Here is a 400-nt window from a genome sequence, read left to right as displayed (position 1 = left end):
CCCCCGATGGCCTCACCCGTCATCGTCGAAGACGACGCCTTCATCGGCAGCCGGGCCATGATCACCAACGGAGCCCGGGTCGGCCAGGGCGCCGTGCTGGGTTCGGGTGTCATCCTCAACGACTCGATCCCGGTCATCGACGCCGAGACCGGCGAGGAACTCTCCCGCGGTGTCGTGCCGCCCTGGTGCGTGACGGTCTTCGCGACGCGTCCGCGCGAGTTCGCAGGCGGCACCTACGGGTTGCCCTGCGCCCTCGTCATCAAGCGCCTCGACGTCGGCGAACGCCACGACAAGGCAGCGCTCAACGACGTCCTGCGCACCCACGGGGTGGCGCTCTGAGACGGCGGGGCGGCGGCCCGGACCTGCTCGCCCGCACCGCTGCGCTGATCGACGTCGCATC

At 71.0% G+C, this 400-nt stretch carries 1 protein-coding gene; it reads left to right on the top strand.

Going from position 1 to position 400, the window contains the following annotated elements; genetic code table 11:
* Nucleotides 1-339: DapH/DapD/GlmU-related protein (locus ACLD7X_RS19435; protein WP_411425320.1), on the top strand; the 339-nt coding region annotated here is incomplete at its 5' end.
* Nucleotides 340-400: the final 61 nt, after the last annotated feature.

It is taken from the genome of Aphanothece microscopica RSMan92, assembly GCF_046613545.2.
Lineage (GTDB): Bacteria > Cyanobacteriota > Cyanobacteriia > PCC-6307 > Cyanobiaceae > NIES-981.
This window is presented reverse-complemented; position numbering and strand designations above follow the sequence as displayed.